The organism is Streptomyces sp. NPDC088197 (assembly GCF_044741185.1).
Lineage (GTDB): Bacteria > Actinomycetota > Actinomycetes > Streptomycetales > Streptomycetaceae > Actinacidiphila.
Genome location: NZ_JBIUSD010000006.1, coordinates 207782 through 234046, shown reverse-complemented (window position 1 = coordinate 234046; position 26265 = coordinate 207782). Strand labels below are relative to the sequence as shown.

The 26265-nt window shown below is 72.5% G+C and carries 24 protein-coding genes; 7 read left to right on the top strand and 17 right to left on the bottom strand.

What is annotated here, in order from left to right; all coding sequences use genetic code 11:
• Positions 1-20: 20 nt before the first annotated feature.
• The 10 genes from aroQ to ACIOC1_RS17340 all read right to left on the bottom strand — a co-directional run bounded on the left by aroQ (position 21) and on the right by ACIOC1_RS17340 (position 10261).
• The gene (aroQ, locus tag ACIOC1_RS17385; RefSeq protein ID WP_355348746.1) at positions 21-461 is read right to left on the bottom strand and encodes a type II 3-dehydroquinate dehydratase; all 441 of its coding nucleotides are present in this window, start codon (positions 459-461) and stop codon (positions 21-23) included.
• A complete protein-coding gene (gene aroB, locus ACIOC1_RS17380) occupies positions 458-1564 on the bottom strand; it encodes a 3-dehydroquinate synthase (protein ID WP_355348743.1) in 1107 nt (368 codons plus the stop codon). Before aroB ends, aroQ begins: the two co-directional genes overlap by 4 nt.
• A complete protein-coding gene (locus tag ACIOC1_RS17375; protein ID WP_355348740.1) occupies positions 1561-2076 on the bottom strand; it encodes a shikimate kinase in 516 nt (171 codons plus the stop codon). Before ACIOC1_RS17375 ends, aroB begins: the two co-directional genes overlap by 4 nt.
• Positions 2073-3257, bottom strand: coding sequence for a chorismate synthase (gene aroC, locus ACIOC1_RS17370; protein ID WP_355348737.1), 1185 nt, complete (start codon positions 3255-3257; stop codon positions 2073-2075). Before aroC ends, ACIOC1_RS17375 begins: the two co-directional genes overlap by 4 nt.
• Before the next feature lie 136 nt (positions 3258-3393).
• Positions 3394-4242, bottom strand: a complete 849-nt coding sequence (locus ACIOC1_RS17365) for a shikimate dehydrogenase (RefSeq protein WP_401855109.1) — start codon at positions 4240-4242, stop codon at positions 3394-3396.
• Between the two features lie 18 nt (positions 4243-4260).
• Entirely contained in the window at positions 4261-6192 is a 1932-nt protein-coding gene (gene mltG, locus ACIOC1_RS17360; protein WP_401855105.1) for an endolytic transglycosylase MltG, read from the bottom strand.
• Between the two features lie 102 nt (positions 6193-6294).
• A complete protein-coding gene (gene ruvX, locus ACIOC1_RS17355) occupies positions 6295-6759 on the bottom strand; it encodes a Holliday junction resolvase RuvX (protein ID WP_355348851.1) in 465 nt (154 codons plus the stop codon).
• Between the two features lie 44 nt (positions 6760-6803).
• Positions 6804-9473, bottom strand: a complete 2670-nt coding sequence (gene alaS / locus ACIOC1_RS17350) for an alanine--tRNA ligase (RefSeq protein WP_401855104.1) — start codon at positions 9471-9473, stop codon at positions 6804-6806.
• A complete protein-coding gene (locus tag ACIOC1_RS17345; RefSeq protein WP_188285194.1) occupies positions 9473-9778 on the bottom strand; it encodes a DUF6167 family protein in 306 nt (101 codons plus the stop codon). The genes alaS and ACIOC1_RS17345 overlap by 1 nt, the downstream gene beginning before the upstream one ends.
• A 6-nt stretch (positions 9779-9784) precedes the next feature.
• Complete coding sequence (locus ACIOC1_RS17340) at positions 9785-10261, bottom strand: DUF948 domain-containing protein (RefSeq protein WP_401855101.1); 477 nt, start codon at positions 10259-10261, stop codon at positions 9785-9787.
• Between the two features lie 279 nt (positions 10262-10540).
• Between ACIOC1_RS17340 and ACIOC1_RS17335 the strand changes: the two genes are divergently transcribed.
• Entirely contained in the window at positions 10541-12703 is a 2163-nt protein-coding gene (locus ACIOC1_RS17335; RefSeq protein WP_401855098.1) for an ATP-binding protein, read from the top strand.
• A 179-nt stretch (positions 12704-12882) separates the two neighbouring features.
• Here ACIOC1_RS17335 and rpsD read toward each other — a convergent pair whose 3' ends face one another.
• Positions 12883-13497, bottom strand: coding sequence for a 30S ribosomal protein S4 (gene rpsD / locus ACIOC1_RS17330; RefSeq protein WP_188285197.1), 615 nt, complete (start codon positions 13495-13497; stop codon positions 12883-12885).
• A gap of 133 nt (positions 13498-13630) precedes the next feature.
• Between rpsD and ACIOC1_RS17325 the strand changes: the two genes are divergently transcribed.
• Positions 13631-14350: a DUF2470 domain-containing protein gene (locus tag ACIOC1_RS17325; protein ID WP_401855329.1), complete on the top strand. Its 720-nt coding sequence runs from the start codon at positions 13631-13633 to the stop codon at positions 14348-14350.
• Between the two features lie 12 nt (positions 14351-14362).
• Here ACIOC1_RS17325 and ACIOC1_RS17320 read toward each other — a convergent pair whose 3' ends face one another.
• The 3 genes from ACIOC1_RS17320 to ACIOC1_RS17310 form a co-directional block, all read right to left on the bottom strand.
• Positions 14363-15724: a replication-associated recombination protein A gene (locus tag ACIOC1_RS17320; protein WP_355348717.1), complete on the bottom strand. Its 1362-nt coding sequence runs from the start codon at positions 15722-15724 to the stop codon at positions 14363-14365.
• Positions 15725-15733: 9 nt separating this feature from the next.
• Positions 15734-16456 carry a gamma-glutamyl-gamma-aminobutyrate hydrolase family protein gene (locus ACIOC1_RS17315; protein ID WP_391046618.1) on the bottom strand — a complete coding sequence of 241 codons (723 nt, stop codon included), beginning with the start codon at positions 16454-16456 and terminating at the stop codon, positions 15734-15736.
• A 71-nt stretch (positions 16457-16527) separates the two neighbouring features.
• Entirely contained in the window at positions 16528-17322 is a 795-nt protein-coding gene (locus ACIOC1_RS17310) for a FadR/GntR family transcriptional regulator (RefSeq protein WP_401855326.1), read from the bottom strand.
• Positions 17323-17406: 84 nt separating this feature from the next.
• On the opposite strand from ACIOC1_RS17310, the gene ACIOC1_RS17305 reads away from it, so the two are divergent.
• The 3 genes from ACIOC1_RS17305 to ACIOC1_RS17295 are packed head-to-tail and all read left to right on the top strand — an operon-like array spanning position 17407 to position 20993.
• Entirely contained in the window at positions 17407-18780 is a 1374-nt protein-coding gene (locus ACIOC1_RS17305) for a glutamine synthetase family protein (RefSeq protein WP_355332496.1), read from the top strand.
• Positions 18781-18791: 11 nt separating this feature from the next.
• Entirely contained in the window at positions 18792-20153 is a 1362-nt protein-coding gene (locus ACIOC1_RS17300) for an aldehyde dehydrogenase family protein (RefSeq protein WP_401855094.1), read from the top strand.
• A gap of 6 nt (positions 20154-20159) precedes the next feature.
• On the top strand, positions 20160-20993 hold the full coding sequence (locus tag ACIOC1_RS17295; RefSeq protein WP_401855091.1) for a 3-oxoacyl-ACP reductase: 834 nt from the start codon (positions 20160-20162) through the stop codon (positions 20991-20993).
• A 25-nt stretch (positions 20994-21018) separates the two neighbouring features.
• Here ACIOC1_RS17295 and ACIOC1_RS17290 read toward each other — a convergent pair whose 3' ends face one another.
• From ACIOC1_RS17290 to ACIOC1_RS17280, 3 genes are all read right to left on the bottom strand, one after another.
• Complete coding sequence (locus ACIOC1_RS17290) at positions 21019-21669, bottom strand: vitamin K epoxide reductase family protein (RefSeq protein WP_355332503.1); 651 nt, start codon at positions 21667-21669, stop codon at positions 21019-21021.
• 101 nt (positions 21670-21770) lie between these two features.
• Positions 21771-23045 (bottom strand): histidine--tRNA ligase, encoded by a 1275-nt coding sequence (gene hisS / locus ACIOC1_RS17285; RefSeq protein ID WP_401721480.1) that lies wholly within the window; start codon positions 23043-23045, stop codon positions 21771-21773.
• Between the two features lie 8 nt (positions 23046-23053).
• The gene (locus ACIOC1_RS17280) at positions 23054-23764 is read right to left on the bottom strand and encodes an MBL fold metallo-hydrolase (RefSeq protein ID WP_391046608.1); all 711 of its coding nucleotides are present in this window, start codon (positions 23762-23764) and stop codon (positions 23054-23056) included.
• Between the two features lie 266 nt (positions 23765-24030).
• Between ACIOC1_RS17280 and ACIOC1_RS17275 the strand changes: the two genes are divergently transcribed.
• Both ACIOC1_RS17275 and ACIOC1_RS17270 read left to right on the top strand, forming a co-directional pair.
• Positions 24031-24885, top strand: coding sequence for a peptidylprolyl isomerase (locus ACIOC1_RS17275; RefSeq protein ID WP_355332507.1), 855 nt, complete (start codon positions 24031-24033; stop codon positions 24883-24885).
• Positions 24886-25028: 143 nt separating this feature from the next.
• Complete coding sequence (locus tag ACIOC1_RS17270; protein ID WP_188285205.1) at positions 25029-26258, top strand: DUF349 domain-containing protein; 1230 nt, start codon at positions 25029-25031, stop codon at positions 26256-26258.
• The last annotated feature ends 7 nt before the right edge of the window (positions 26259-26265 follow it).

The following is a 26265-nucleotide window of genomic DNA, read 5'->3' as shown; positions in this document are numbered from 1 at the left end:
CGCTCCTCCAGGGTGCCCCGCTAGGAGCCGCCGTCCTCCGCGAGGGCGCGCAGCGCCAGCCGGTACGAGCCGATGCCGAATCCGGCGACCGTACCGGAGGCGACGGCGGCCACGACGGAGTTGTGCCGGAACGCCTCGCGCGCGTACGGGTTGGAGATGTGCACCTCGATCAGCGGCGCGGTCCGCTGCGCGGCGGCGTCGCGCATCGCGTAGGAGTAGTGCGTGAAGGCGCCGGGGTTGAGGACGACGGGAATCCGGCCGTCGGCCGCCTCGTGCAGCCAGCCGATCAGCTCCGCCTCGTCGTTGGTCTCGCGGACCTCGACGTCGAAGCCCAGCTCGGCGCCGAGCTTGGTGCACTCCTCGACCAGACCGGCGTACGAGGTCGCGCCGTAGACGTCGGGCTCGCGGGAGCCGAGGCGCCCGAGGTTGGGGCCGTTGAGCACCAGGACGCGGGTGGTCACGCGGAGACCTCCCCGTAGGCGGCGAGCAGGACGGCCGGGTCGGGGCCCTCCAGCACGGTCGGCTTGGCGAGTCCGTCGAGGACGATGAAGCGCAGCATGTCGCCGCGGGACTTCTTGTCGACCTTCATGGTCTCCACCAGCTTCGGCCACTGGTCGCCGCGGTAGGTCAGCGGCAGTCCGACGGACTCCAGGACGGCGCGGTGCCGGTCGGCGGTCGCGTCGTCCAACCGCCCGGCCAGGCGGCCGAGTTCGGCGGCGAAGACCATGCCGACGGAGACGGCGGCGCCGTGCCGCCAGTTGTAGCGCTCGTTCTTCTCGATCGCGTGCGCCAGCGTGTGGCCGTAGTTGAGGATCTCGCGGAGGCCGGACTCCTTGAGGTCGGCGGAGACGACCTCGGCCTTGACCCGGATGGCGCGTTCGATCAGCTCGCCGGTGTGCGGGCCCTCCGGGCCGCGGGCGGCGGCCGGGTCGGACTCGATCAGGTCGAGGATGCCGGGGTCGGCGATGAACCCGGCCTTGATGATCTCGGCGAGGCCGCTGACGTAGTCGTTGACCGGCAGCGAGGCGAGCGCGGCGAGGTCGCAGAGGACTCCGGCGGGCGGGTGGAAGGCGCCGACAAGATTCTTGCCCTCCGCGGTGTTGATGCCGGTCTTGCCGCCGACGGCCGCGTCGACCATGCCGAGCACGGTGGTGGGCACGGCGATCCAGCGCACTCCGCGCAGCCAGGTCGCGGCCACGAAACCGGCCAGGTCGGTGGTGGCGCCGCCGCCGACGCCGACGATCACGTCGGTGCGGGTGAAGCCGGTCTGGCCGAGCGCCTTCCAGCAGTAGGCGGCGACCTCGGCGGTCTTGGCCTCCTCGGCGTTCGGGAGCTGGATGGCGATGGCCTCGAAGCCCTGCTCCGCGAGGTCCTCACGGATCGCCTCGCCGGTCCCGGCCAGCGCCTCGGGGTGCAGGACGGCCACCCGGCGCGCCTTGGGCCCGATCAGTCCCGGCAGTTCGCCGAGGAGCTGGTGACCGACCAGCACCTCGTACGCCTCGGTGCCCGCCGTGGCACCGACCTGGATACGGGTGGGGGGCGCCACCGCGTCGTTCTCGCTCATGCGTCCTTCAGTTGGAGTGCGTCGAGGACGGCCTCGGCCACGTCCTCGGGGGTGCGGTCGTCGGTGCTGACCACGGCGCGGGCGATCTCCGTGTACAGCGGGCGGCGTACGTCCATCAGCTCGCGCCACTGCTGGCGCGGGTTGACCGCGAGCAGCGGGCGCGGCGCGTCCAGGCCGACGCGGCGGACGGCCTGGTGCAGGCCGACGTCGAGGAAGACCACCGGCAGACCGGCCAGCAGGTCGCGGGTGGGGCCGTCCATGACGGCGCCGCCGCCCAGCGACAGCACTCCCTCGTGCTCGGCGACGGCGGTGCGGACCGCGGCGCGCTCCAGCTCGCGGAAGCGCGGCTCGCCGTCGTCGATGAAGATCTCGGGGATCGGCTTGCCCGCGACGGCCTCCACATCGGCGTCGGTGTCGCGGTACGTGGTGCCCAGCCGGTCGGCGAGCGCGCGGCCGACGGTGGTCTTGCCCGCTCCGGGCGGGCCGACGAGGACGATCGCCGGGCCGGTCACTTGATCGCCAGGTTGTCGAGGAAGCCGCGGACGCTGCGCCGGGTCTGTACGACCGAGTCGCCGCCGAACTTCTCGGCGACCGCGTCGGCCAGCACCAGGGCGACCATCGCCTCGGCGACGATGCCCGCCGCGGGCACCGCGCACACGTCGGAGCGCTGGTGGTGGGCCTGGGCGACCTCGCCGGTGGTGACGTCGATGGTGGCGAGCGCGCGGGGCACGGTGGCGATCGGCTTCATCGCGGCGCGGACCCGCAGCACCTCTCCGGTGCTCATGCCGCCCTCGGTGCCGCCCGACCTGCCGGAAGCGCGCCGGACGCCGTCGGGGCCCGGCACGATCTCGTCGTGCGCCTTGGAGCCGGGCACCCGGGCCAGGTCGAAGCCGTCGCCGACCTCGACGCCCTTGATCGCCTGGATGCCCATCAGCGCGGCGGCCAGCCGTGCGTCGAGCCTGCGGTCCCAGTGCACGTGCGAACCGAGGCCGACCGGCACTCCGTACGCCAGCACTTCCACGACGCCGCCGAGCGTGTCGCCGTCCTTGTGGGCCTGGTCGATCTCCGCGACCATCGCCTTGCTCGCGTCCGCGTCCAGGCAGCGCACCGGGTCCGCGTCCAGCCGCTCCTCGTCGCCGGGCACCGGCACCACGCCGTAGGGCGCCTTCGCCCCGGCCAGTTCCACCACGTGCGAGACGATCTCGATGCCCGCGGTCTCCTTCAGGTAGGACCGCGCGACCGCGCCCAGCGCCACCCGCGCCGCGGTCTCCCGCGCGCTGGCCCGCTCCAGCACCGGCCGTGCCTCGTCCAGGTCGTACTTCTGCATCCCCGCCAGGTCCGCGTGGCCGGGTCGCGGCCGGGTCAGCGGCGCGTTGCGCGCCAGGCCCGCCAGGATCTCCGGGTCCACCGGGTCGGCCGACATGACCTGTTCCCACTTGGGCCACTCGGTGTTGCCCACCATCACGGCCACCGGGCTGCCCATGGTGAGGCCGTGGCGTACGCCGCCCAGGAAGGTCACCTCGTCGCGCTCGAACTTCATCCGCGCCCCGCGCCCGTATCCCAGCCGCCGCCGCGCCAGCGCGTCCGCCACCAACTCCGTGGTGACCGGCACCCCGGACGGCAGCCCCTCCAACGTCGCGACGAGTGCGGGTCCGTGCGACTCCCCCGCGGTCAGCCAGCGCAACCTGCTCAACGGTGCTCCCTCGATGTGCGCGTCCCGGTCCGGCCGCCCCCGAGCAACGGCGTGCCGTCCTGTCCCCCGATCCTCCCACGCCGACGTGCCGTGCCCCGACACGGTCCACCGTGCGGACAGCGACCGGCCGGAACCGTCACCCCCGCGGCAGCGCGGCCTCGCCCGCCGCGCGCATGGCCGCGAGGGGGGCGGGGGCGTGGCCGGTGTACTGCTCGATCTGGAGGACGGCCTGGTGGACCAGGAGGTCGAGGCCGCCGACGACCGGGGCGTCGCGGCGGGACCAGGCGGCGGCCAGCGGGGTGGGCCAGGGGTCGTAGAGGACGTCGAAGAGGGCGCCGGGGGCGGGCGGGACGACGGCGGCGAGGTGGTCGGCGGCGCCGGCCGGGGTGGTGGCGATGACCAGCGGCTCGTCGAGGGCCTTGGCGGCGTCGGCCCAGTCGGCGACGCGCACGGCGACACCGAGGCGGTCGCCCCACTGCCGCATCTCGGCGGCGCGCGCCGGGCCGCGCACGTACGCGGTGACCTCGGCCGTGCCGAGCCGCGCGAGCGCGGCCAGCGCGGAGGAGGCGGTGGCCCCGGCGCCGAGGACCGCCGCGGACGGCGCGGAGGTGATGCCGCGCTCCCGCAGGGCGGCGAGCATGCCGGGGATATCGGTGTTGTCGCCCCTGCGGCGGCCGTCGGGGCCGAGCACGACCGTGTTGACGGCCTCCACGGACGCGGCCGTCTCGGTGATCTCGTCCAGCAGCGGGATCACGGCCCGCTTGAGCGGCATCGTCAGCGACAGACCGCGCCAGACGGCGGGGTCGAGGGCGCCGATGAAGCCGGGCAGCGCGGCCTCGTCGACCTCGAAGCGGTCGTAGCGCCACTCGTCGGCGAGGCCCATCGCCTCGAACGCGGCCCGGTGCAGCACCGGGGAGAGCGAGTGCGCGATGGGTGACCCGAGCACCGCCGCACGGCGGGTGCCCGGGTGTCCGGTCGTGTCCACGGAAGAAGTGCCCCGGTCCTACTGGCTGTTGTACTGGTCGTAGAGCTTCTGGAACTCGGCGTGCGTCGAGGTGAACTTGGTCGTCTTGCCGTCCAGCGAGATGAAGTAGTACCAGTTCCCGCTGTCGGGGTTCATCGCCGCCTTCAGCGCGTCGACGCCCGGGTTGCCGATCGGCCCCGGCGGCAGGCCCTTGTACTTGTACGTGTTGTACGGGTCGTCCAGGGACTTGATCTTGGCGAGGCTGATGTTCGTGGCGCTGGTGTTCTTGATGTAGTTGTACGTCGAGTCGAACTGGAGCAGTCCGAAGGTCTCCTTGTTGGTGGGGACCATCCGGTTGTAGACGACCTTGGCCATCTTGCGGAAGTCGTCGTCGGTCTTGCCCTCGGCCTGCACCAGGCTGGCGACGGTGAGCAGTTGCAGCGGCGAGCTGAGATTCTGCTTCTTCGCCTCGGCGACCATGTCGAACTGGGCGTACTGCTTCTTCGCCTCGCCGACCATCTCGCGCAGCAGCGCTTCGGGCTTCATGCCCTTGGCGACGCCGTAGCGGGACGGGAAGAGGAAACCTTCCAGCGGGTCCTTCACCTTGGAGCTGGTGTCCGCCCAGTCCGGCAGTCCGAGGTTCTTGGCCTGGTCGTGCGCGACCTTCTTCGTACTGCCCGCGGAGAGGCCGAGACGCTTGTCGATGGCGTCGTAGATCTGCGCGTCGCGCATGCCCTCGGCGATGATCATCGCGTTCTGGGACTTGGGGTCGAGCATCATCGTGACGGCCGAGGCCGCCGACATCTGCTTGTTGAGGACGTAGACGCCCGCCTGGATGAACTGGCCCTTGGGGTTCTTGCGGGCTGCGGCGGTGAAGGCGTCGACGCTCTTGACCACACCGTCGGACTTGAGGATGTTGCCCATGGTGGTGATCGTCGAGCCCTTGGGGATCTCGACCTGGACCTCGCCCGCGCCGTTGCCCGAGTAGTCGGGGGCCGGGCCGAAGCGGTCCTGGTAGAAGTTGTAGCCGAAGTAACCGACGCCGCCGAGGCCGCCGCCCAGGACGACCAGGACGACCAGGCACGCGCAGCCGCTGCGGCGCTTCTTGCCGCCCTTGGCGGGGGCCGACTTGCCCGCGCGCCGGCCGCCGCCGCTCGTGGTGGTGGTCGCGGGGGCGTCGTCATCGTCGTCGTCACGGCCGGAGAAGAAGGCGTGCTCGCGCGGGTCGTCGTCCTCCCCCGCGTCCCAGTCGCCGGTGTTGCCCGGAGCCGTCCGCAGCGGGCGCGCGCCCGGCTCCTGCGGGTGACCGTCCTGCGCCCCCTGGACGCCTTGCGTGCCCTGCGCCGGGCCCTGGCCCTGTGGCTGGCCCTGGCCGTGCAGCGGCGCCTGCGGCTGACCCTGCCCCGGAGCGCCCTGACTCAGACCGCCCTGTCCCGGACCGCCCGGCCCCTGCCCGGGCCCCTGGCCCTGGAACGGCGCCTGCGGCTGCTGCCGGTACTGGGGCTGCTGCGGCGGCGGGTAGCCGTTCTGCCCGTAGAAGTCGGGCTGCGGGCCGCCCGCGTACGGATCCTGCGGCTGGTGCCCGCCATACGGGTCCTGGTGGCCGTATCCGCCGACCGAGTGGGAGCCGGTGTCGTAGCCGTCGTACTGCGCCTGCGGGTACTGCTGCTGTTGAGGGTGCTGCTGGGGGTGCTGCTGGGGCTGGTACTGCCCCTGCGGGTGCTGCGGCTGCTGCTGCGGGTACCCCTGCTGCTCGTACTGCTGCGGGGTCTGGGGGTACTGCTGGCCGCCCTGCTGCTGCGGGTACTGCTGCTGGTGCTGACCGGTGGCGTAGGGGTCGTACTCCGCCTGCGGGTACTGCACCTGCTGCTGCGGCGGGTAGGGCTGCTGCGCCTGGTCGTAGCCGTCACCGAAGAGCGGGTCCTCGGGATGCCACGGTTCGGAGCCGGCGCCCCGGCCATAGTCAGTCATCGGTCCCCTTGGTACGCGGTCTGCAACCGGCTTGCCGACCCTGTGAAACGGGCGGCGCCCGAGGGGCGCCGCCGTGTCGCGCGAGACGTTACCGTATCGCGATCAGATGACCACTTCGACGCTCTCGCCCGGAGCTTTACCCGACACTCGTTCGGTCTCCAGCGCACTTTGCAAAATAATGACCGCGGCAGCCTGATCCACTACGGAGCGTCCCTTTTTCGCCTTCACTCCGGAGGCGCGGAGCCCTTGCGTGGCCGTGACCGTACTCATGCGTTCGTCCACCAGGCGCACCGGAACCGGCGAGATGACTTTCGCCACATGCTGGGCGAAGCCGCGGACCTTGGCCGCCGCCGGGCCCTCGCCCCCGTTGAGGGAGCGCGGCAGCCCGACGACGACCTCGATCGGCTCGTACTCCGCCACGATCGCGGCGAGCCGCCGCAGCGCCGCGGGCACGTCCCGGCCGGGCACCGTCTCGACCGGCGTGGCGAGGATTCCGTCGGGGTCGCACGAGGCGACCCCGATGCGGGCGTCCCCGACGTCCACCGCGATCCTCCGGCCCCTCCTCATGCCGCTTTCCCGCCCCGTGCGGCTCGGATCCGGCGAACCGTCCGTCACGCCTTCTCGCCCACCAGGCGCTGGACGGCCTCGACGGCGTCCTGGACCGCGGCCGGGTTCTGGCCGCCGCCCTGGGCCACGTCGTCCTTGCCGCCGCCTCCGCCGCCGAGGGTCTTGGCGGCGGTGCGGACCAGCTCGCCGGCCTTGATGCCGCGGTCGCGGGCGGCCTCGTTGGTGGCGATGACGGTCAGCGGGCGGCCGTTGGCGACGGTGAAGAGGGCGACGACGCCGGGGCGTCCGCCGCCGATCCGCTGGCGGACGTCGAGGACGAGCTTGCGCAGGTCGTCGGCGCCGGTGCCCTCGGGGACCGTACCGGCGACCAGGGCGACGCCCTTGATGTCGGCGGCGCTCTCGGCGAGCCCGGCGGCGGCCTGGAGGACCTTCTCCGCGCGGAAGCGCTCGATCTCCTTCTCGGCGTCCTTGAGCTTGGCGAGCATCCCGGAGATCTTGTCGGGCAGCTCCTCGGGGCGGCCCTTGACCAGTTCGGTGAGCTGGGCGACGACCGTGTGCTCGCGGGCGAGGAAGTGGTAGGCGTCCACGCCGACGAGGGCTTCGACCCGGCGCACGCCGGAGCCGATCGAGGACTCGCCGAGCAGTTTCACCAGGCCGAGCTGCGCGGTGTTGTGCACATGGGTGCCGCCGCACAGCTCCTTGGAGAAGTCGCCGATGGTGACGACCCGGACCCGCTCGCCGTACTTCTCGCCGAATTCGGCGATGGCGCCCTGCCTCTTGGCCTCGGCGATCGGCAGGACCTCGGCGGTGACGTCCAGTTCGCGGGCCAGCACCTCGTTGATCTTCTGCTCGACGTCGGTGAGGACGGTGCCGGGGACGGCGGCCGGGGAGCCGAAGTCGAAGCGGAAGCGGCCGGGGGCGTTCTCGGAACCGGCCTGGGCGGCCGTCGGGCCGAGGGCGTCGCGCAGCGCCTGGTGGGTCAGGTGGGTGGCGCTGTGGGCGCGGGCGATGGCGCGGCGGCGTACGAGGTCGATCTGGGCCAGCACCCCGGCCCCGACGGTGACCTCGCCGACCTGGACGACGCCCTTGTGCACGCTGACGCCGGGCACCGGCTGCTGGACGTCGCGGATCTCGATCACCGCGCCGTTGTCGGCGCGGATGCGGCCGGTGTCGGCGAGCTGGCCGCCGCCCTCGGCGTAGAACGGGGTGCGGTCGAGCACCACTTCGATCTCGTCGCCCTCGGTGGCGGCGGGCGACGGGACGCCGTCGACCAGCAGGCCGACGACGGTGGCCTCGTTGTGGTTCTGGGTGTAGCCGGTGAATTCGGTGCTGCCGGAGCGGTCGGCGACCTCGCGGTAGGCGGACAGGTCGGCGTGGCCGGTCTTCTTGGCGCGGGCGTCGGCCTTGGCGCGGTCCCGCTGCTCCTTCATCAGGCGGCGGAAGCCCTCCTCGTCCACCGACAGGCCCTGTTCCGAGGCCATTTCGAGGGTGAGGTCGATCGGGAAGCCCCAGGTGTCGTGGAGCAGGAACGCCTTGTCGCCGGGGAGCACGCTGCCGCCGGCCGACTTGGTCTCGGTGATGGCGGTGTCGAGGATGTTGGTGCCGCCGCTGAGGGCCTTGAGGAAGGCGGTCTCCTCGGCGATGGCGACCGTCTCGATCCGCTTGCGGTCCGAGATCAGCTCCGGGTACTGCTCGCCCATGGTCTTGATGACGACGTCGGCCAGTTCGGCGACGACCGGTCCGGTGGCGCCCATCAGCCGCATATTGCGGATGGCGCGGCGCATGATGCGGCGCAGGACGTAGCCCCGGCCCTCGTTGCCGGGGGTGACGCCGTCGCCGATCAGCATCACGGAGGTGCGGATGTGGTCGGCGACCACGCGCAGCGACACGTCGGTGTCGTGGGCCTGGCCGTAGCGCACGCCGGTCAGTTCGGTGGCGCGGTCCATGACGACGCGCAGGGTGTCGGTCTCGTACATGTTCTGCACGCCCTGCAGGATCATCGCGAGGCGTTCGAGGCCGAGGCCGGTGTCGATGTTCTTGCTGGGCAGGTCGCCGAGGATCGGGAAGCTCTCCTTGCCCTCACCGGCGCCGCGCACGTACTGCATGAAGACCAGGTTCCAGATCTCCACGTACCGCTCGTCGTTGACGGCGGGGCCGCCCTCGACGCCGAACTCGGGGCCGCGGTCGTAGTTGATCTCGGAGCAGGGGCCGCAGGGTCCGGGGACGCCCATGGACCAGAAGTTGGGGCCCATGCCGAGGCGCTGGATGCGCTCGGCGGGGACGCCGATGACGTCGCGCCAGATCTGCTCGGCCTCGTCGTCCTCCTGGTAGACGGTGATCCAGAGCCGGTCGGCCTCCAGGCCGTAGCCACCGTCCTCCAGGGAGCCGGTGAGCAGCTCCCAGGCGTACTTGATGGCGCCTTCCTTGAAGTAGTCGCCGAAGGAGAAGTTGCCGCACATCTGGAAGAACGTGCCGTGCCTGGTGGTCTTGCCGACCTCTTCGATGTCCGGGGTGCGGACGCACTTCTGCACGCTGGTGGCGCGGTCGAAGGGCGGCTTGACCTCACCGAGGAAGTACGGCTTGAACGGGACCATGCCCGCCGGGACCAGCAGAAGAGTCGGGTCGTCCGCGATGAGCGACGCCGAAGGGACAACGGTGTGCCCGCGCTCCTCGAAGAAGCGCAGCCAGCGGCGGCGGATTTCTGCCGACTCCATCAGTGTTCGTCCTTCCGGTTGTACGCAATGCTCCGGCGCGGTGCCGGGAGTTCGGACGGGATTTCGGATTGCGGGGCGCTGCCGGTGAGGCCGAGCGCGTCCTGGAGCTCGCTCTCGCGCTGCGTCATGCCCGCCCGTACGTCCTGGGCGAACACCCGCAGCCGCGCGCCGGTCTCCAGCGCGCGGTCGGCCGCGGTCGCCGCGAGGCTCTCCGGCGTGAGGCGGCGCAGCGCCCGGTTGACCTTGGTGGTGGCCCAGACGCCGGTGGCGGCGCCGGTGACGAACCAGAACATACGGCGGAACATGTGGCCTCAGTCCTTCGAGCGGTTGCGACGGCCGCCGCGCCGGGCGGCGGGGAGCACCTTGCCTGCCTTGACGGTCCTGGCACGGGAGCGGTCGGTGCCCGCCGCGCCGTTGGCCGTGCCCGCGCCCGCTCCGCCGGAGGTCCGCAGGCCGACCGCGCGCCGTACGCCGTAGCTGAAGGCGGCGACCTTCACCAGGGGTCCGCCGAAGGCCGACGCGACGGTGGAGGAGAGCGCGGAGGCGTTGGCCGTCACCTCGGCGACCTCCGCGGTGATGGTGTCGACCCGGTCGAGCTGGCTGTGGGCGGTGCGCAGCGCGTCGGAGGCGTCGCCGAGCAGCGGTACGGCCTGCTCGGTGATGCCTGCCACGAGTTCGCTGGTCCGCTTGAGCGTCTGGGCGAGCCTGACCAGCGCGACGGCCAGGAACGACACCAGGATCGCCCAGAAGACCGCCACGATGAGGCCAGCCACCTCTGCACCGGACACGTTGCTCCGCTCCCTCACCGTCGGCATCTCACGGACACTTCGCCGCGCTGTTTCGGCCGCTTCTCACGGCTGCTTCCCGCGACCGCTTCTCACGACCGCGGTCCGCGGCTGGTTTTCACCACGACATCGGCCTCCGACCCTATCGCGCCGGGCCTGCGCGTCCGTACCGCATTACGCGCGCGCCGGGGCTGTCCCACAACCGGGCAAGCGCGGGCGTTATACCACTACTCGGCGACGGGATTGTACGGTCCGCGCACAGTCAAGTACGCTCCGTACACCATGGAGACTGTGGGTAACCTCCCCGCCGAGCTGACCGGCTTCGTCGGCAGGACGTCCGAACTCGCGGCGCTCGACGCGCTGTTGTCGCCGGCGGCGGAGTCCCGGCTGAGCACCGTGACCGGGGTCGGCGGGGTGGGCAAGACGCGGCTGGCGCTGCGGGCCGCCAGGCACGCGCAGGACCGTTTCCTCGGCGGCGTCTGGCTGGTCGACCTGTCCGGGCTCGGCGACGCGTCGCTGCTGGACCACGCGGTCGCGGAGGCGCTGCGGCTGGCGGACCACACCACCCGCTCGACGCGTTCGGTGCTGACCGAGGGGCTGGCCGGCCGCGAGCTGCTGCTGGTCTTCGACGGCTACGACCGGGTGCACGCCGAAGTGGCCTCCCTCGCCGCGGAGTTGCTGCGCCGCGCGCCGGGGCTGCGGGTGCTGGCGGCCGGCCGCAGGCCGCTGGGCATCACCGGGGAGCGGCTGCTGCCGCTGGCGCCGCTGCCCGCGCCGGACGCCCGCAGCGACGCCGTGCGGCTGTTCGCCGAGCGCGCCGCGGCCGTGCTGCCGGGCTTCACCGTGACGGCGGCCAACAGCGGTCCCGTCCTGGAGCTGTGCGCCCGGCTCGACGGCCTTCCGCTCGCCCTCGAACTGGCGGCGGTCCGGCTGCGGGCGCTGTCGGTGGAGCAGGTGCTCGAACGGCTCGACGACCGCTTCCGGCTGCTGACCGGCGGCGACCCCACCGCGCCCGCCCGGCACCGCGCGCTGCGTACGGCGATCGGCTGGAGCCACGAATTGTGCACGCCGGGCCAGCGGCTGCTGTGGGCGCGGCTGTCGGTCTTCGCCGGACGGTTCGACCTGGACGCGGTGGAGTACGTGTGCGCGGGTCCCGACCTGGCCGAGGAGGACATCGTGGAGACGGTGTCCGCGCTGGTCGACCAGTCGGTGCTCAGCCGCGAGGAGGGCGCCGACGGCCTGGTGCGCTACCGGATGCTGGACACGGTCCGCGAGTACGGCGCGGGCTGGCTGGCCGCGCTCGGCGACGACGTACGGATGCGGCGGCGGCACCGCGACTGGTACCTGGGTCTGGCCACCTGGTGCGAGCTGGACTGGTTCAGCCCCCGGCAGTCGGAGGTGGCCGCGCGGGTCGAGGCCGAACTGCCCAATCTCCGGCTGGCGTTGGAGTTCAGTCTGGACGGCGCCGCGGACCGGCCGCCGGAGGACCCGGCCGTCGGCCAGTACCTGGCGGGCACCTTGTGGTTCTGCTGGGTCGGCTGCGGGCGGCTCGCGGAGGGCAGGCACTGGCTGGAGCGGGCCCTCGACCTCGCCGCGGGGCGCTCGGAGGCGCGCGCCAAGGCGATGTGGGTGTACGGCTATGTGACGCTGCTCCAGGGCGACTCGGTCACCGCGCTCGACGTGCTCCAGCAGTGCCGCAGCGAGGCCGAGGCGGCCGACAACGGCACGGCGATGGCGTACGCGGTCCACCGGCTGGGCTGCCTCGCGCTGGTCTCCGACGACATGCCGCGGGCCGAGCGGTTCATCGGGGACGCGCTGCTGCGCTACCGCCGGATCGGCGAACTCAACAGCAACGTCCTCATGGCGCAGGTCGAGTTGGCGATGGCGGTGGCCTTCCAGGGCGACCTGGACCAGGCGGTGACCCTCGCCGCGGAGGCCCGCGACATCTGCCACGACCACGGGGAGCGCTGGACGCTGGCCTACGCGCTCTACGTCCTCGGTTACGCCGCCTGGCTCGGCGGCGACCGCGCGGAGGCGCGGCGGCTGGCCGAGGAGGCGCTGGCCATCGACCACGCCTTCCGCGACCTGGTCGGCGCGGTGCTCGCCCTGGAGCTGCTGGCCCTCATCACCGAGGACGAGGGCGCCCCGCACGAGGCCGCGGTCCTCCAGGGCGCCGCGGGGCGCCTGTGGGCCTCGGTCGGCCTGCGCCTGTTCGGCTCCCGCTTCTTCAACGCCCCGCACGTGCTGTGCGAGGCGCGCGTGCGGGCGGCGCTGGGTGACGACGCCTACGCCGCCGCCCTGAGCGAAGGCGAGCGGTTCGGGCTGGACGCGGCGGTCCACCGCGCCCTCCACCGCCCGTCGCCCGCCGCCGCCACCCGCGAGCGTCCCGCCCGGAAGGCCCCCGCCAGGAGCGCGGCCCCCGCGGAGGTGGTCGCGCCCGAGTGAGGGGGACGCGGGTACTTCCCAGCGGCGGCTGAGGGACGCGCTACACGACCGACCACGACGGCGGCGTCACCGCCGGCCCCGGGGGCCGCTTGCCACCGGCCGGTTGACCGCGCCCCGGGGGGGCGACCGCCTCCCGTACGGAGCGCGGTGCCCCACCTCGGCGACCTCCCCGGAGGGGGTCAGCGGGCGTAGTACTCGACGACGAGCTGCTCGTCGCAGATGACGGGGATCTCGTTGCGGTTGGGGTCCCGGTCCAGGCGGAAGGCGAGGGCCTGGAGGTTGGTCTGGAGGTAGCGAGGGGCCTCGCCCTCACCGGCCCAGCCGCCTTCGCGGGCGACGATGAACGGCGTCTTCTCGCGGGAGCGCTCGCGGACGGTCACGACGTCGTCCGGGCTGACCCGGAAGGACGGCTTGTCGACCTTGCGGCCATTGACCTCGATGTGGCCGTGCACGACCATCTGGCGGGACTGGTAGATCGTCCGGGCCAGACCGGCACGGAGCACGAGGGCGTCCAGACGCCGCTCCAGCTCGATGATCAGGGCCTCGCCGGTCCGCTTGCCGGAGACCTTCTTGGCGCGGTCGTACGCGCGCTGCATCTGCCGCTCGCTGATGTCGTACTGCGCGCGCAGCCGCTGCTTCTCCAGCAGCCGGGTCTTATAGTCGCTGTTCTGCTTGCGACCGCGACCGTGCTCACCGGGCGGGTAGGGGCGGGCCTCGAAGTACTTGACCGCCTTGGGGGTGAGCGCGATGCCCAGCGCCCGGGACTTCTTGACCTTGGGACGCGACTGATTCACGTGCGTGGAACCTCCGTGTAAATTAGGTAAGGCTTACCTTAGCTGAGGAGAACGCATGTTTCGACCCGGGAACCCCATGCCTGGCGTACCAGCACATGGTCAGCCGCGTCCCGAAGTGGAAGAAGCGCCCCGGCTGCCCTCGGCAGCCGAACGCGCGCGAACTCTCGTCGAGAATAACTCGTCCGCCGTCGTGACGATTCCCGGCCTGGCCACGGCCGGATCCGACGTCATGACCCCGGTGCGCCGCTCCGTGGGGCCCACCGGCGACGTGTTCCTGCTGTTCCCCGACGAATCCCCCGCCGTGCGCGTGGTGCGGGCCGCGGGCGGCGAGGAGATCGAGGCTGTGCTGGAGATCACGGATGTGGCGCCGGTCGCGGTGCCGCACCGGATCCGCGGCAGGGCCTGGGTCGCGGGCTGGCTGACACCCGTCCCGGGCGGCGCGATGGAGTCCGGTACGACGCTGCTCCGCCTGGAGACCGGCGAGATCTCACTGGACGACCTGTGGGGCGCCGCCCTGGTCGAGCCCGACGAGTTCGCCGACGCCGCCGCCGACCCGCTCGCCGAGTACGAGAGCGAACTGCTCCAGCACCTCGCCGCCGCCCACAGCGCCCAGGTGGGTCTGCTGTGCGCCCTCGTCGGCCGCCGCGAGGCGTCCTGCGACGACGCCTTCGCGGGCTCGCGCCCGACGCTGAGCGCCGTGCCGCTGGCGCTCGACCGCTTCGGGCTGCGCGTGCGCTTCACCGGCGACAACAGCGTCTTCGACGCCCGCTTCGACTTCCCCGAACCCGTCCGCGACCGCGACGGGCTGCGCCGCTCGATGCACGCCCTCTTCGACGCGGCCCGCGACTGCTGATCCGGGGGTGTGTCAGTCCGAGGCCGGGGCCTCGCCCGCGAGCCGGGCGCGGACCCGGTCCAGGACGTCCGCGTAACGGGCCTCCGTGCCGTGCCGGGTCGGCTCGTAGTAGCGGCGGTCGCGCAGTTCGTCCGGCGCGTACTGCTGCGCGGCGATGCCGCCGGGCACGTCGTGCGGGTAGACGTACCCCTGGGCGTGGCCGAGCTTGGCGGCGCCCTTGTAGTGGCCGTCGCGCAGGTGCGCGGGCACGGGTCCCGCCTTGCCCGCCCGTACGTCCGCCAGCGCCGCGCCGATCGCGGTGGTGGCCGCGTTGGACTTCGGCGCGAGCGCCAGCGCGATGGTGGCGTGGCTGAGGGTCAGCGCGGCCTCGGGGAAGCCGATCATGGCGACGGCCTGGGCGGCGGCGACGGCGGTGGGCAGGGCGGTGGGGTCGGCGAGGCCGATGTCCTCGCTGGCGGAGATCATCAGGCGCCGCGCGATGAAACGCGGGTCCTCGCCCGCGTCGATCATGCGGGCGAGGTAGTGCAGGGCGGCGTCCACGTCGGAGCCGCGGATGGACTTGATGAGGGCGCTGGCCACGTCGTAGTGCTGGTCGCCGTCGCGGTCGTAGCGCACGGCGGCCCGGTCGACGGACTCTTCGAGGGTGGCCAGGGTGAGCGTGTCCTCGCCCTTGTCCAGGGCGGAGCCCGCGCCCGCCTCCAGGGCGGTCAGGGCGCGCCGCGCGTCGCCGCCGGCGATCCGCAGCAGGTGCTCCTCCGCGTCGTCCGGCAGCGTCACCGCGCCGCCCAGACCGCGCTCGTCGGTCACCGCGCGGCGCAGCACACCGCGCAGGTCGTCGTCGGTGAGCGGTTCGAGGGTGAGCAGCAGGGAGCGGGACAGCAGCGGCGAGATGATCGAGAAGTACGGGTTCTCCGTGGTGGCCGCGATCAGGGTGACCCAGCGGTTCTCGACGGCGGGCAGCAGGGAGTCCTGCTGGGCCTTGCTGAAGCGGTGGATCTCGTCCAGGAACAGCACGGTCTCGCGCTGGTACCCGCCCGCCTGGCGCTTGGCGCTCTCGATGACCGCGCGGACCTCCTTGACGCCCGCGGTGATCGCCGAGAGTTCGACGAAGCGCTTGTCGGTGGCCTTGCTGACCACGTACGCCAGCGTGGTCTTCCCGGTGCCCGGCGGCCCCCACAGGATCACCGAGGACGCGCCCGCCGGTCCCCCGCCGTCGGCCACCAGGCGGCGCAGCGGGGAGCCGGGGCGCAGCAGGTGCTGCTGGCCGACGACCTCGTCGAGGGTACGGGGCCGCATCCGTACGGCGAGCGGGCTGCTGCCCGGATCCCGCTCGTGACGGTCCTCTGCGGCTGCGGTGAACAGATCTGGCTCCACTCCGGCAGCCTATGCGCTGGGTGTGACAGCCCGGTCGGCGGCGGCGGCGAGCAGGGCGTGGACCAGGCGCGGGTCGGTGCCGTTCTCGGGGTGCCACTGCACGCCGAGGGCGAAGCGCTCGCCGGGCGCCTCGACGGCCTCGACGGTGCCGTCGTCGGCGTGCGCGGCGGCGGTGAGACCGTCGCCGAGGCGGTCGACGGCCTGGTGGTGGTAGGTGGGCACGTCCTGGGGGCCCGGCAGTACGCGGGCCAGCAGGGTGCCGGGCACGGGCGTGACGCGGTGCTCGCCGAAGACGCCGGGCGCGGGGGCGTGGGCGTCGTGGCCGACGCGGTCCGGCAGGTGCTGGAGGAGCGTGCCGCCGTACAGCACGTTCATGAGCTGCATGCCGCGGCAGATCCCGAGGACGGGGACGGCCGCGTCCAGGGCGGCGCGCAGGACGGCCGACTCCCAGCCGTCGCGCTCCGGTGCGGGCGGGCCGGTGCGCGGGTGCCGTGGTGCGCCGTAGTGCTCGGGCGCGATGTCGGGGCCGCCCGCCACGATCACCGCGTCCATCCGCGCGACGGCCGCCGGTGCGCGCTCGGCCGCGTCGGGCGGCAGCAGGACGGCGACGGCGCCCGCGGCCTGCACCAGGCGCGGGTAGACGGCGGGCAGCAGGACGGCCGAGGTGTCCCACAGCCCCCAGCGCGCCCGCTCCAGATAGGTGGTGACCCCCACCAGCAGCGTCCTCGGCACCGTCCCCGTCCTCCCGCGTCGGCCAATGGTCCGGACTCGTACCTTAACCGGCGCGATCTTCCGCTCCAGCGCTAGGACAGAAAGCCCCGCAGCAGTGACGCCGTGCCCGCGAGGTGCTGCCGCATCGTCTGCCGCGCCCGCGTTTCGTCGGCGGCCAGGACGGCGGCGACCAGGGCGGCGTGCTGGCCCTGGGAGTGCTCGATGTTGCGGACCAGCATGGGGATGCCGTCCAGGAGTTGGTTGACCCGGGCGCGGACGGCGGCGTACTGGCGGGCCAGCGAGGGGGAGCCGGACAGCTCGGCTATCGCGAGGTGCAGGAGCGTGTCGGCGCGCCGGTAGTCCTCGATGGAGGCGTCCCCGGTGGCGCGCAGCCGGGCCCGCAGCAGGTCGGCGTCCGCTCCGGTGAGGCGCGCGCGGGCGCAGAGCCCGGCGGCGCCCACCTCCAGCACCTCGCGGAAGCGGAGCACGTCGTCCAGGGCCGCCGCGCCCAGGCCCGCCGCGTCCAGGGGCGGGCCGTCCGCGCCGGGCGGCCTCGGCCGGACGAAGGTGCCGCCCTGGCGACCGCGGCGGCTCTCGACCAGGCCCTGCTCGTGCAGCACGCGCAGCGCCTCGCGCAGGGTGACCCGGCTGATCGCCAGCCGCCCTGCGAGTTCCCGTTCCGGTGGCAGCCGTCCGCCCGCGGGGACCAGGCCGAGCCGGACCACTTGGAGCAGCCGTTCCACGGCCTCCTCGAAGCCGTTGCCGCCGCGCACCGGGCGCAGCACCGTGTCGAGCGGATCGGCGGCCTGCGCCGGGGGCTCCGCCGACCGCCCGGCCGCTGACCCGGCCGCCGGCTCGGCCGTCGAATCGGCCATCGGTTCCGTCATCCGCTCCGTCATGGCGAGGCCCCCTTCCCTTCAATGGTTCACAGCCATACCTTAAGTCTTCCGACCGATCCGAGAGGTTCCGCTGTGGCAGAACACACTCCAGCCCTGTCCGTCGGCGCGCTCCGCTCGCTGGTGGCGGCGGGCGAGATCCACACCGTCGTCCTGGCCTTCACCGATATGCAGGGGCGGCTCCAGGGCAAGCGGTTCGCGGCTCCGTTCTTCCTGGAGGAGGTGCTGCCGCACGGCTCGGAGGGGTGCAATTACCTGCTCGCCGTCGACATCGACCTCAATACGGTGGACGGCTACGCGATGTCGTCCTGGGAGCGGGGCTACGGCGACTTCGCGATGCGCCCCGATCCCTCGACGCTGCGCCGCGTCCCCTGGCAGGACGGCACCGCGCTGCTGCTGGCCGATCTGACGTGGGAGGACGGCAGCCCGGTCAGTGCCTCGCCGCGGCAGATCCTGCGGCAGCAGCTCGACCGGCTCGCCGGGCACGGCCTGACCGCGCACGCGGGCACCGAGCTGGAGTTCCTGGTCTTCCGCGACACCTACGAGCGGGCATGGGACAGCGGCTACCGCGGGCTGACCCCGGCCAACCAGTACAACGCCGACTACTCGGTGCTGGCCACCGCCCGGGTCGAGCCGCTGCTGCGCCGCATCCGCAACGAGATGGCGGGCGCCGGGCTCGTCCCGGAGTCCGCGAAGGGCGAGTGCAACCTCGGCCAGCACGAGGTGGTGTTCCGTTACGACGAGGCGCTGACCACCTGCGACCAGCACAGCGTCTACAAGACCGGCGCCAAGGAGATCGCCTCGCAGGAGGGCATGGCGGTCACCTTCATGGCGAAGTTCAACGAGCGCGAGGGCAACTCCTGCCATATCCACCTGTCGCTGCGGGACGCGGACGGCGCCCCGGCGATGGCCGACCCCGAGGACCACTCCCCCACCGCGATGTCCCCGCTGATGCGGCACTTCCTGGCCGGACAGCTCGCCGCCCTGCGGGAGTTCTCGCTGTTCTTCGCGCCGAACATCAACTCCTACAAGCGGTTCCGCCCCGGCTCCTTCGCGCCCACCGCGGTCGCCTGGGGCCGGGACAACCGCACCTGCGCGCTGCGCGTGGTCGGCCACGGCCCGTCGCTGCGGCTGGAGAACCGGGTGCCGGGCGGCGACGTGAACCCGTATCTGGCGGTCGCCGCGATGGTCGCGGCCGGACTGCACGGCGTCGAGCGGGAGTTGGAGCTGCCGGAGCCGTGTACGGGCAACGCGTACACGGAGTCGTACGAGCGGGTGCCCGGCTCGCTGCGGGAGGCCGCCGAGCTGTGGTCGGGCAGCGACCTGGCCCGTGAGGTGTTCGGCCCCGAGGTCGTCGCGCACTACGCGAACATGGCGCGGATCGAGCAGCGGCAGTTCGACACCGCGGTCACGGACTGGGAGCGGTTCCGCTCCTTCGAGCGGATGTAAGGGCGGACGGGATGCAGGAGAGCCACGACGTACTCAACCCCGCCACCGAGGAGGTCGTCGCGACGGTCGCGGCGACCTCCCCGGAGGGTGTGGACGCGGCGGTCGCCGCCGCGGTGCGGGCCCAGCGGGGCTGGGCGGCGCTCGGGCCGGGTGAACGCGCCCGGCTGCTGCGGCGGTTCGCCGCCGAGGTCGACGCGCGCCTGGAGGAACTGGCCGCGCTGGAGGTGCGCGAGGCGGGCCACACCGTGGGCAACGCCCGCTGGGAGGCGGGCAACGTCCGGGACCTGCTGGAGTACGCGGCGGGCGGCGTCGAGCGCCTGAGCGGCCGTCAGATCCCGGTGGCGGGCGGCCTCGACCTGACCTTCCACGAACCGCTCGGCGTGGTCGGCGTCATCGTGCCGTGGAACTTCCCGATGCCGATCGCCGCCTGGGGCTTCGCCCCCGCGCTGGCCGCGGGCAACGCCGTCGTGCTCAAGCCCGCGGAGACCACCCCGCTGACCGCCCTGCGGCTGGCCGAACTCGCCCTGGCCGCCGGGCTGCCCGAGGGCCTGTTCCAGGTGGTGCCCGGCGCGGGTCCCGTCACCGGGACGCGGCTGGTCGACCACCCCGACGTGCGGAAGATCGTCTTCACCGGCTCCACGGCGGTCGGCAAGCGGATCATGGAGCGGTGCGCGGCCCAAGTCAAGCGGCTCACACTGGAGTTGGGCGGCAAGAGCCCCAACGTCGTCTTCGCGGACGCCGATCTGGAGCGCGCCGCGGACCCGATGGCGTTCCTGGACAACGCGGGCCAGGACTGCTGCGCCCGCACCCGGCTGCTGGTGCAGCGCGAGGTCTACGACCGCTTCCTCGACCTGCTGGCCTCCGGCGTGCGGGCGGTGCGGGTCGGCGACCCGGCGGACCCGGCGACCGCGATGGGCCCGCTGATCTCGGCGGCCCAGCGCGAGCGGGTCCGCGGCTACGTCACGCCCGAACTGCCAGTCGTGGCACGGGGATCCGCGCCCGAGGGCCCCGGTTTCTGGTACCCGCCGACGGTGCTCGCCCCGGCCGACCCCGGCGCGCCAGCGGCCACCGAGGAGATCTTCGGCCCGGTGGCGGTCGTGCTGCCCTTCGACGACGAGGCGGACGCGCTGCGGCTGGCGAACGCGACACCGTACGGCCTGTCCGGCTCGCTGTGGACCCGCGACCTGGGCCGCGCGCTGCGGCTCGCGCGCGGTGTCGCGGCGGGGAATCTGTCCGTCAACTCGCACAGCAGTGTGCGCTATTGGACGCCCTTCGGCGGCTTCAAGCAGTCGGGGCTCGGCCGCGAGCTGGGACCCGACGCGCTCACCGCGTTCACCGAGACCAAGAACGTCTTCATCGGCACCGAGGAGTAGCAGGGTATGTCCGAGACCACAGACAGCACAGACGTGACCGGCACGGCTGCCGCCGCCGGGACGGAGCAGCCGGTCTGCCGCCGCCTCGTCGGCCGTACCGCCGTCATCACCGGCGGCGGCAGCGGCATCGGCCTGGCCACGGCGCGGCGGTTCGCCGCGGAAGGGGCCAGGGTCGTGGTCGCCGACATCGACCAGGACAGCGGGCGGGCGGCGGCCGAGGAGACCGGCGGGCTCTTCGTCGCCACCGACGTGACCGACCCGGAGCGGGTCGAGTCGCTGTTCAAGGCCGCCCACGACACCTACGGCTCGGTCGACATCGCCTTCAACAACGCGGGGATCTCACCGCCCGACGACGACTCGATCCTCACCACCGGGCTGGACGCGTGGCGCCGGGTGCAGGAGGTCAATCTGACGTCGGTCTACCTGTGCTGCAAGGCCGCGCTGCCGTACATGCGGCGGCAGGGCAAGGGGGCGATCATCAACACCGCGTCGTTCGTGGCGGTGATGGGCGCGGCGACCTCGCAGATCTCGTACACCGCGTCCAAGGGCGGGGTGCTGGCGATGACGCGGGAGCTGGGCGTGCAGTTCGCCCGCGAGGGGATCCGGGTGAACGCGCTGTGCCCCGGGCCCGTGGACACCCCGCTGCTGCGCGAGCTGTTCGCGAAGGACCCGGAGCGGGCGGCGCGGCGGCTGGTGCACATTCCGCTGGGGCGGTTCGCGGCGGCCGAGGAGATCGCCGCCGCCGTGGCGTTCCTGGCCAGCGACGACGCCGGATTCATCACCGCCGCCGAGTTCCTGGTGGACGGCGGCATCTCCGGCGCCTACGTCACGCCGCTGTAGCGGGCGGGCCGCTCGGCGGAACCGCTCAGACCAGCGTCTTCCAGTACGACCACCAGCGGGTCAGGATCAGCAGGATGAGCACCCCGTACCAGAGCACCGGCACGACCCAGTGGAACTCCAGCACGGCGGTGCGCGCGCCCTCGGGCACCTTGATGATCCGGTGCTTGACGTTGTGCACCGCCGTGTACCAGAACGCGGCGATGGTCACGACCCAGGCGAGGCTGCACCACAGGCAGAGCGAGCCGATGCTGTACAGCGACTGGTACTGGAGCCAGGTGCAGAATCCGACACCGAACAGGGTGCCCGCCTGGAGGCCGAGCCAGAACCAGGGACGGTAGCGGGCGCCGGCCAGAATGCCCATCGCGACGCAGATCATGACCGGGTAGGCGATCATGCCGATCATCGGGTTCGGGAAGCCGAACGCGTGGGCCTGCTCGCTCTTCATGATGTTGCCGCAGGAGATGATCGGGTTCAGGCTGCACGCGGGGGTGTAATTCGGGTCTTCCAGCAGCTTGAACTTGTCATCGGTGATCACGAACGCGGCGACCGTGCCGAGCAGGCCGCAGATCAGCAGCAGCCAGGTGTACGCGCGCCCTGCTCCGATGCCGTCGGCCGGCCGCCGCTCGTCCTCGGCGCCGCCGTCCGTACGCGTCTCGTCCAACGCGGAAGTCGTCATGATCGCCGATCTCTTAGGTCGTGGGGAGCGGGCACCCAACATTGTGCACCAGGGCGGTCAGGACTGGATAAGTCCTGCACGCCCTGGTACACGGAAGAGGGTCAAACGAGCCGCGCCTTGACGCTCGCGACCACCTCGGCGAGCGGGACCGCCGTCTGCTCGCCGCTGCCCAGGTCCTTGAGCTGGACGACGCCCTCGGCGAGGTCCCGCTCCCCCGCGACGAGCGCGAATCGGGCGCCGGAGCGGTTCGCGGACTTCATCGCGTTCTTCATGCCCTTGCCGCCGAAGGCGAAGTCCGCGGCGATCCCGGCCCTGCGCAGCGCGGTGACCGTGCCGAACAGCGCCCGCCGCGCCTCGTCGCCGAGCGGTACGGCGTAGACGTCGGTGACCGCGGGAAGGGCCAGTTCCACGCCCTCCGAGCGCAGCGCGAGCACCGTACGGTCCACGCCCAGCGCCCAGCCGACCGACGGCAGCGCGGGGCCGCCGATCATCTCGGAGAGCCCGTCGTAGCGCCCGCCGCCGCCGACCGCGGACTGCGAGCCGAGCCCGTCGTGGACGAATTCGAAGGTGGTGCGGGTGTAGTAGTCCAGGCCGCGCACCAGCCGGGGGTCGTCCTCGAAGGCCACGCCCGCCTCGGTCAGCAGCGCGCGCACCTCCTCGTGGTACGCCTTGCACGCCTCGCACAGGTGGTCGCGGATCAGCGGCGCGTCGGCGAGCTGCTTCTGTACGGAGTCGCGCTTGTCGTCGAGCACCCGCAGCGGATTGATCTCGATCCGGGCGCGGGTCTCCTCGTCCAGGTCCAGGCCGCGCAGGTAGTCCTGGAGGGCGGCCCGGTAGACCGGACGGCACTCGCGGTCGCCGAGCGAGTTGAGCAGCAGCCGGAAGTCGCGCAGCCCGAGGTCGGTGTACGCGTCCACCGCCAGGATGATCAGCTCCGCGTCGAGCAGCGGGTCCTCGGCGCCGATCGCCTCCGCGCCGACCTGCGAGAAGTGCCGGTAGCGGCCCGCCTGCGGGCGCTCGTAGCGGTAGTAGGAGCCGGAGTACCAGAGCTTGACCGGCAGATTCCCCGTCTTGTGCAGGTTGGCCTGGAGGGCCGCGCGCAGGACGGAGGCGGTGCCCTCGGGGCGCAGCGCGAGTTCGCTGCCGCCCTTGGTGGTGAGGGTGTACATCTCCTTGGTCACGATGTCGGTGGACTCCCCGACACCGCGGGAGAACAGTTCGACGTTCTCGAAACCGGGGGTCTCGACATAGCCGTAACCGGCCCGGCGGGCGGGCGCGGCGATGGCCTCGCGCACCGCGAGGAACACCGCGGAGTCGGGCGGCAGCAGGTCGTAGGTGCCCTTGGGGGCCTGGAAGGCGCGTACGGCGGAACTCACTGAATCCGTCACAATCCTCGTCGCGGAGCCGGGTCTCCGGCTCCTGGGCCGCGGGCCACCTCACCCAGGTAGGGGTTGGCGGCGCGCTCGCGGCCGATGGTCGTCTGGGGGCCGTGGCCGGAGAGCACCACGGTCGAGTCGTCGAGCGGCAGGCACACACGCGCCAGCGACTCGTACAGCTCGGCCATGGAGCCGCCGGGCAGGTCGGTGCGTCCGACGGAGCCGGCGAAGAGCAGGTCGCCGGAGAACAGCACCGACGGGATGTCGGCGGTCTCGGGCAGCCTGAACGTCACCGACCCCCTGGTATGGCCGGGCGCGTGCGCGACGGAGAACTCCAGACCCGCCACCGTCAGCGCGGCGCCGTCGGCCAGTTCCTTGACGTCGTCGGGCTCGCCGATGGTCAGCTCCCCCATCAGCGGCTGCCCGATGGCGCGGCCGAGCGCCTTCTCGGGGTCGCTGAGCATGTACCGGTCCTCGGGGTGGATCCAGGCGGGCACGTCGTGCGCGCCGCAGACCGGTACGACGGAGGCGACATGGTCGATGTGGCCGTGGCTGAGGATGACGGCGACGGGCTTCAGTCGGTGCTTGGCGAGGGTGTCCTCGACGCCCTGGACCGCGAGGTGGCCCGGGTCGACGATCACGCACTCCTCACCCGCGGCGGGGGCGACCACATAACAATTGGTGCCCCAGGCCCCGGCGGGGAACCCGGCAATGAGCACGTTCGTCCTTCTGTCGTCCGCGGTGTCGGCCGCGGGAGATATCGGCCGTTCACGAGCCTACCGGCCGCCGTACCGCCGCAGCGAACTCGTATTGTGCCCTCATCGGACCGCGTGCGGACTGGACGGGGGACGCGCATGCCGCGAAGATCTGCGGCACGCGTATTCGCGTTCGAGCGCACCGCGGCACACGGCCTGCCAACAGGTCGTGGACAGCGGAAACACAGTCATCGCACAGCACTCACGAGACACGACCGGGAGACGGCGAAGTGGTCACCAAGGATCAGCGGCGGCGGCAGCTCGCCCGGGAGAAGTTCGAGCGGCAGCAGCAGCGGCGGGTGCAGATGCGCCGCAAGTCGCGGACGCGCAATTCGGTGATCGCCGCCGTGCTCGCCGTGGTCGTCATCGGCGGCGGTTCCGCCTGGGGCCTGGGCGCCTTCGACAGCAGCGGCAAGAAGAAGTCCACGGACGACGCGGCGGCCAACGCCAGCGCGTCGCCGTCGGCGACCCCCTCGAAGGCGCCGGACCCGTGCGGCAAGGCGGACGCGGGCGCGCCGGGCACGGAGCAGTGGAAGACCGAGCCGAAGATGGCGATCGACAAGAGCGCGAAGTACACCTTCACGCTCCAGACGACCTGCGGCTCGATCCCGATCGCGCTGGACGCGGCGAAGGCCCCCGACACCACGAACTCCTTCAAGTTCCTCGCGGACAAGGGCTTCTTCGACCACACCAAGTGCCACCGGCTGACCACCGAGGGCATCTTCGTCCTCCAGTGCGGCGACCCGACCGCGCAGGGCAACGGCGGCCCCGGCTACACGATCCCGGACGAGAATCTGACGGCGTTCGGCAAGGCCGACGCGCAGAAGACCGTGACGTACCCGGCGGGCACCGTGGCCATGGCCAACACCGGCCAGGCGCACACCGGCGGCAGCCAGTTCTTCCTGGTCTACAAGGACAGCCCGCTGGCTCCGAGCTACACGCCGTTCGGCACGATCGACGCCGCCGGTATGAAGGTGCTCGACAAAATCGCCGCCGCGGGCGCCCAGCCCGCCGACCAGACGACGGGCAACACCGCGCCGAACGCGACCGTGGTGATCAACAAGGCGACCGTCAGCAAATCCTGATTGGGCCCGCATCGGATGCGGACAGCCGGGGTGCTGGTCGCCTATGTTGGCGTTGGACCGGTCAGGGCGTGCGGCCCAACCGGTGAAATTCTGTGGAAGATGTCCGGCCGTGAGCCGGCCGGGCATCACGTGGAGGAGGCGCTGTGAGCAGCGACCCGTGGGGCCGCGTCGATGAGACGGGGACCGTGTACGTGCGTACGGCCGACGGGGAGAAGGAGGTCGGTTCGTGGCAGGCGGGTTCTCCTGAGGAGGCGCTCGCCTACTTCGAGCGCAAGTACGAAGGACTCGTCGTGGAGATCGGCCTCCTCGAACGACGGGTGCGGACCACCGATCTCGCGCCCAAGGACGCGCTGGCCGCGATCGAGCACCTGCGCGTCTCGGTGACCGAGGCGCACGCGGTGGGCGATCTGGCGGCGCTGGGCGAACGGCTCGACGCGCTGGTCGCGCTGGTGGACTCCCGGCGCGAGGAGCGCAAGGCGGCCAGGGCGAAGCAGAGCGAAGAGGCGAAGGTCGCCAAGGAGCAGCTTGTCGCGGAGGCCGAGCAGCTCGCCGAGAGCGAGCAGTGGCGGACCGCGGGCGAGCGGCTGCGCGCCCTGGTCGACACCTGGAAGGGCCTGCCGCGACTCGACCGCAAGGCGGACGACGAGCTGTGGCACCGCTTCAGCCACGCCCGTTCGGTGTTCTCCAAGCGCCGCAAGGCGCACTTCGCGTCGCTCGACGCGCAGCGCGAGGAGGCCAGGCGGACGAAGGAGAAGCTGGTCACCGAGGCGCAGTCGCTGTCGAACTCGACGGACTGGGGGCCCACCGCGGCCCGCTACCGCGAGCTGATGACGGAGTGGAAGGCGGCCGGGCGTGCGCAGCGCGAGGCCGAGGACGATCTGTGGAACCGCTTCCGCGGCGCCCAGGACGTCTTCTTCGCCGCCCGCTCCGAGGTGTTCGCCGAGCGGGACACCGAGCAGCGCGACAACCTCGCGCTCAAGGAGGAGCTGGTCGTCGAGGCCGAGAAGCTGCTCCCGGTGACCGAGCTGAAGTCGGCGCGTGCCGCCTTCCGCTCGCTCAACGAGCGCTGGGAGGCCATCGGGCACGTGCCGCGGGACGCGCGGCCGCGGATCGAGGCCCGCATGCACGCGGTGGAGCGTGCGCTGGCCGAGTCCGAGGAAGCCGAGTGGCGGCGCACCAACCCCGAGGTCCGGGCGCGGGCGGCCGGTCTGACCGGTCAGCTCCAGGCGGCGGTCGAGAAGCTCCAGAAGCAGATCGACGCGGCGCGCTCCGCGGGGAACACCGCGAAGGCGGACAAGCTCCAGTCGGAGCTTGACGGGCGTCAGGCGCTGCTGGACGCGGCCCTGAAGGGCATGGGCGAGTTCGGCGGCTGACCGGCCG

Excerpts from the sequence above, each read along its gene's own strand:
- aroB (WP_355348743.1), bottom strand. The coding sequence starts at position 1,564 with ATGAGCGAGAACGACGCGGTGGCGCCCCCCACCCGTATCCAGGTCGGT.
- mltG (WP_401855105.1), bottom strand. The coding sequence starts at position 6,192 with ATGACTGACTATGGCCGGGGCGCCGGCTCCGAACCGTGGCATCCCGAG.
- ruvX (WP_355348851.1), bottom strand. The coding sequence starts at position 6,759 with ATGAGGAGGGGCCGGAGGATCGCGGTGGACGTCGGGGACGCCCGCATC.
- alaS (WP_401855104.1), bottom strand. The coding sequence starts at position 9,473 with ATGGAGTCGGCAGAAATCCGCCGCCGCTGGCTGCGCTTCTTCGAGGAG.
- ACIOC1_RS17345 (WP_188285194.1), bottom strand. The coding sequence starts at position 9,778 with ATGTTCCGCCGTATGTTCTGGTTCGTCACCGGCGCCGCCACCGGCGTC.
- ACIOC1_RS17335 (WP_401855098.1), top strand. The coding sequence starts at position 10,541 with ATGGAGACTGTGGGTAACCTCCCCGCCGAGCTGACCGGCTTCGTCGGC.
- ACIOC1_RS17310 (WP_401855326.1), bottom strand. The coding sequence starts at position 17,322 with ATGACGGAACCGATGGCCGATTCGACGGCCGAGCCGGCGGCCGGGTCA.
- ACIOC1_RS17300 (WP_401855094.1), top strand. The coding sequence starts at position 18,792 with ATGCAGGAGAGCCACGACGTACTCAACCCCGCCACCGAGGAGGTCGTC.
- ACIOC1_RS17295 (WP_401855091.1), top strand. The coding sequence starts at position 20,160 with ATGTCCGAGACCACAGACAGCACAGACGTGACCGGCACGGCTGCCGCC.
- ACIOC1_RS17290 (WP_355332503.1), bottom strand. The coding sequence starts at position 21,669 with ATGACGACTTCCGCGTTGGACGAGACGCGTACGGACGGCGGCGCCGAG.